Source organism: Pseudomonas sp. NPDC089530 (genome assembly GCF_050280705.1).
Classification (GTDB): domain Bacteria; phylum Pseudomonadota; class Gammaproteobacteria; order Pseudomonadales; family Pseudomonadaceae; genus Aquipseudomonas.
Genome location: NZ_JBNNVU010000169.1, coordinates 1 through 4573 on the forward strand (window position 1 = coordinate 1; position 4573 = coordinate 4573).

A 4573-nucleotide genomic window follows, 5' to 3' on the forward strand; every position below is an offset into this window, starting at 1 on the left:
TCCGCTTTCGACCGAGACGATCGAATCGTCAATCAGGCGAAACCACACTGCCTTATCGACTCCTTCGGGCTTCGCTGAACTGAAGCGCAACCGCTATCGAAAATCGTATAACTCGTTGAATATCAAGGAGTTTTTCGCTTCGACTGCACCGGAAGTGGGGCGAATTATAGAGAGATATAATTCGCCGTCAACACCTGTTTTCAGTTTTACTCGGATTTAAGCGTAATGCGCGCAAAAGCCTTCTTTCCAGCCTGGCAAACATAAGTCGAACCGATTGCCCATATAAAGCTACGCTCGACCACCTCGCCATCCACACGCACACCACCAGAACCGAGCAGGTCACGCGCCATCGCCGAGTTCTTCACCAGGCCCGCCTTATTAAGGACAGCCGCGATCGGCATATCCTCAGCAGCAGTCAGCTCGATCTCAGGCAAATCATCCGGCAGCTCACCATCCTTCATACGATTGCCCGCAGCACGATGAGCACTCGCAGCCGCCTCCTCACCATGGAAGCGCGCAACGATCTCTTCAGCCAGCTTGATCTTGACATCACGCGGATTGGCACCTGCCTCGACATCCGCCTTGAAGGAAAGGATCTCATCCATCGAGCGGAAGCTCAGCAGCTCGAAGTAACGCCACATCAAGACATCTGGAATAGAGACCAGCTTACTGTACATGACACCCGGCGCTTCCTGGATACCTACATAGTTACCCAGCGATTTGGACATCTTCTTGACGCCATCCAGCCCCTCGAGCAATGGCATCGTAAGAATGCACTGAGCTTCCTGGCCATAACTGCGCTGCAGCTCACGCCCCATCAGCAGATTGAACTTCTGATCGGTACCGCCCAACTCCACATCGGCACGCAGCGCCACCGAGTCATACCCCTGAACCAGCGGATAGAGGAACTCGTGGATAGCGATCGGTTGATTGGTGGAGTAGCGCTTGTCGAAGTCATCGCGCTCGAGCATGCGCGCGACGGTGTACTGGGAGGTCAGGCGAATGAAGTCCGCCGGCCCCATCTGGTCCATCCAGGTGGAGTTGAAGGCAACCTCGGTTTTCGCCGGATCGAGAATCTTGAACACCTGGCTCTTGTAGGTCTCGGCGTTATCGAGCACCTGCTCACGAGTCAACGGCGGGCGAGTTGCACTCTTGCCGCTCGGGTCACCGATCATGCCGGTGAAGTCACCAATCAGGAAGATCACGTGATGACCCAGATCCTGGAACTGGCGCAGCTTATTAATAAGCACCGTATGACCCAGGTGCAAATCCGGCGCTGTCGGGTCGAAGCCAGCCTTAATACGCAGCGGCTGGCCGCGCTTGAGCTTTTCGACCAGCTCGGACTCGACCAACAACTCTTCAGCACCACGTTTGATCAGCGCTAGCTGCTCTTCAACCGACTTCATAACAGACCCGCAAGGCTCAGATTCAAAGGGGATCAACCATACAAGATCAGAGCCTAATTACAAGTTTTGCCCGGCGTACGGATGGCTTTCCACGGACAGGACGTCCGCAGGCTTGATTAACAGATGATTTGGTTATATTTTATACAGTTATTTCATCTTCATCATGTCATTCATCTTTTCCAATTCATCTTTTTCAAAGTCAAACTACTTATGACCTCAGAGCCGCCTAAAGCCCCGCCGCTTTATCCGAAGACCCACCTGCTCGCCGCAAGTGGTATCGCCGCCCTCCTCAGCCTGGCGCTCCTGGTATTCCCTTCCAGTGACGTAGAAGCCAAAAGAACAACCCTGAGCCTTGATCTGGAAAGCCCGGTCGAGCAACTGGCACAAGATCAAGACGCCGCAGATGCCGTACAAGCCACAAATGAAGCTGTAGCATCCCCGTTCGCCCAAATCGAAAACAGCGCCGAAGACGCCACGAAAACCGCTGAAACCGCTCAAGAACAGGCCGCTCCAGCTGTGGCGGAAGAAAAGAAAGGCCCTAATCACAGGGAAGTCATTGTCGCCAAGGGCGACACCCTTTCCACGCTGTTCGAGAAAGTCGGCCTGCCAGCCACCTCGGTGCACGAAATACTGGCCAGCGATAAGCAAGCCAAGCAATTCACCCAGTTGAAGCGCGGTCAGAAACTCGAGTTCGAACTGGGCCCGGATGGCCAGTTGAGCAACCTGCACAGCAAGGTCAACGACCTGGAAAGCATCACCCTGACCAAAGGGCCAAAGGGCTTCGCCTTCAGCCGTATCACGGCCAAGCCCATGGTGCGCACCGCCTACGTTCACGGTGTGATCAATAGCTCGTTGTCGCAATCCGCGGCACGTGCCGGCCTGTCTCATAGCATGACGATGGACATGGCCAACGTCTTTGGCTACGACATCGACTTCGCCCAGGATATTCGCCCGGGTGACGAGTTCGACGTGATCTACGAGCAGACCGTCGTCAATGGCAAGGCGATTGGCACACGCAACATTCTCTCCGCCCGCTTCACCAACCGCGGCAAGACTTACACCGCTGTGCGCTACACCAACAAACAAGGCCTGAGCAGCTACTACACCGCTGACGGCAACAGCATGCGCAAGGCCTTTATCCGCACGCCAGTGGACTTCGCGCGCATCAGCTCGCGCTTCTCCATGGGCCGCAAGCACCCGATCCTGAACAAGATCCGCGCCCACAAAGGCGTCGACTATGCCGCCCCTCGCGGCACCCCAATCAAGGCCGCCGGCGATGGCAAGGTACTGCTGGCCGGCCGTCGTGGCGGCTATGGCAACACGGTGATCATCCAGCACGGTAATAGCTACCGCACGCTGTACGGTCATATGCAAGGCTTCGCCAAGGGCGTCACGACCGGCGGAAACGTCAAACAGGGCCAGGTGATCGGCTATATCGGCACCACAGGGCTTTCCACTGGCCCACACCTGCATTACGAGTTCCAGGTCAATGGCGTTCACGTCGACCCGCTGGGCCAGAAGCTGCCGATGGCCGACCCGATCGCCAAGGCGGAACGCGCGCGCTTCCTGCAGCAAAGCCAGCCGCTGATGGCGCGGATGGACCAGGAAAAGGCCACCCTGCTCGCTTCGAACAAGCGTTAAGCATGGCGCTCTATATAGGTGTGATGTCCGGGACCAGTCTTGACGGCCTGGATATCGCACTCATCGAGCAAACATCGGCGATCAGCCTGATCGCCACGCATTACATCCCCATGCCCGAACCCCTGCGCGCCGAGCTGCTTGGCTTGTGCGCCAGCGGCCCCGATGAAATCGCCCGCTCCGCCATCGCCCAGCAGAACTGGGTGAAGCTGGCTGCCCAAGGCATTCATAGCCTGCTTGCTCAACAGAAACTGAAACCTGCGGACATCCGCGCCATTGGCAGCCATGGCCAGACCATCCGCCATGAGCCAGCCCGCGGCTTCACGGTCCAGATCGGCAACCCGGCGCTGCTGACAGAGCTGACCGGTATCACGGTTGTCAGCGACTTCCGCAGCCGCGATGTCGCCGCCGGCGGCCAGGGCGCGCCACTGGTGCCCGCCTTTCATGAAGCGCTCTTCGATCAAAGCATCGGCAAACGCGCAGTCCTGAATGTTGGCGGCTTCAGCAACCTGAGCCTGATCGAAAACGACAAGCCGGTTGCGGGCTTCGACTGTGGCCCAGGCAACGTCCTGCTGGATGCCTGGATCCATGCACAGCGTGGAGAAAGCTTCGATCGCGACGGCCAGTGGGCCGCCAGTGGCCAGGTTGAGCCGACACTGCTCAGCGCCCTGCTCAGCGACCCGTTCTTCGCCACTCAAGGCCCAAAGAGCACTGGGCGTGAGGTGTTCAACCTGGAATGGCTGCAAGGACACCTGGCACGCTTACCAGCCTTTGCCGCTGAAAACGTGCAGGCAACGCTCCTGGAGCTGACTGCACTGACCATAGTCGAGTCCCTGCAAGTCGCGCAGGCCGATACTCAGGAGTTGCTGGTCTGCGGTGGCGGCGCTCACAACTCGGCCTTGATGCAGCGCCTGTCCAGCCTGTTGCCCAATACCCAGGTCGGCAGTACCGCCACCCATGGCGTCGATCCGGACTGGGTTGAAGCCATGGCATTCGCCTGGCTGGCCCACTGCTGCCTGGAAGGCATCGCCGCCAACCGCCCAAGCGTTACCGGCGCCCGCGGCCTGCGGGTATTGGGCGCGATCTACCCTGCCTGACCGCCAGACAGCAAAACGCCGCAGAACCCGAAAGCTCTGCGGCGCTTGATAAAACCTTGGCTGACTGACGATCAGATCGAGAACGAAGAACCGCAACCGCAGGTGGTCGTGGCATTCGGGTTCTTGATCACGAAGCGCGAACCTTCCAGACCTTCCTGATAATCCACCTCGGCACCTGCCAGGTACTGGAAGCTCATTGGATCGACCACCAGACTGACGCCTTCGCGCTCGACAATGGTGTCGTCATCCGCGACTTCTTCATCGAAAGTGAAGCCGTACTGAAACCCTGAACAACCGCCACCCGTAACGAATACGCGCAGCTTCAAGCGATCATTACCCTCTTCGTCGACCAGGCTCTTCACCTTGTGCGCGGCACCGTGGGTGAATTGCAAAGCCGTGGGCGGGCCACCTGTGCCAGGGGCGCAGGGCGGC

4 protein-coding genes are annotated in these 4573 nt (G+C 58.3%); 2 read left to right on the plus strand and 2 right to left on the minus strand.

The window, feature by feature from the left end; genetic code table 11:
- Nucleotides 1-206: 206 nt before the first annotated feature.
- Nucleotides 207-1406 (minus strand): tyrosine--tRNA ligase, encoded by a 1200-nt coding sequence (tyrS, locus tag ACQKQA_RS29635; protein WP_427564716.1) that lies wholly within the window; start codon nucleotides 1404-1406, stop codon nucleotides 207-209.
- A gap of 210 nt (nucleotides 1407-1616) precedes the next feature.
- Between tyrS and ACQKQA_RS29640 the strand changes: the two genes are divergently transcribed.
- Both ACQKQA_RS29640 and ACQKQA_RS29645 read left to right on the plus strand, forming a co-directional pair.
- Nucleotides 1617-3047 carry a peptidoglycan DD-metalloendopeptidase family protein gene (locus tag ACQKQA_RS29640; protein ID WP_427564718.1) on the plus strand — a complete coding sequence of 477 codons (1431 nt, stop codon included), beginning with the start codon at nucleotides 1617-1619 and terminating at the stop codon, nucleotides 3045-3047.
- Nucleotides 3048-3049: 2 nt separating this feature from the next.
- A complete protein-coding gene (locus tag ACQKQA_RS29645) occupies nucleotides 3050-4141 on the plus strand; it encodes an anhydro-N-acetylmuramic acid kinase (protein WP_427564717.1) in 1092 nt (363 codons plus the stop codon).
- A gap of 71 nt (nucleotides 4142-4212) precedes the next feature.
- On the opposite strand, the gene erpA is transcribed toward ACQKQA_RS29645, so the two are convergent.
- Entirely contained in the window at nucleotides 4213-4533 is a 321-nt protein-coding gene (gene erpA, locus ACQKQA_RS29650; protein ID WP_427564719.1) for an iron-sulfur cluster insertion protein ErpA, read from the minus strand.
- Nucleotides 4534-4573: the final 40 nt, after the last annotated feature.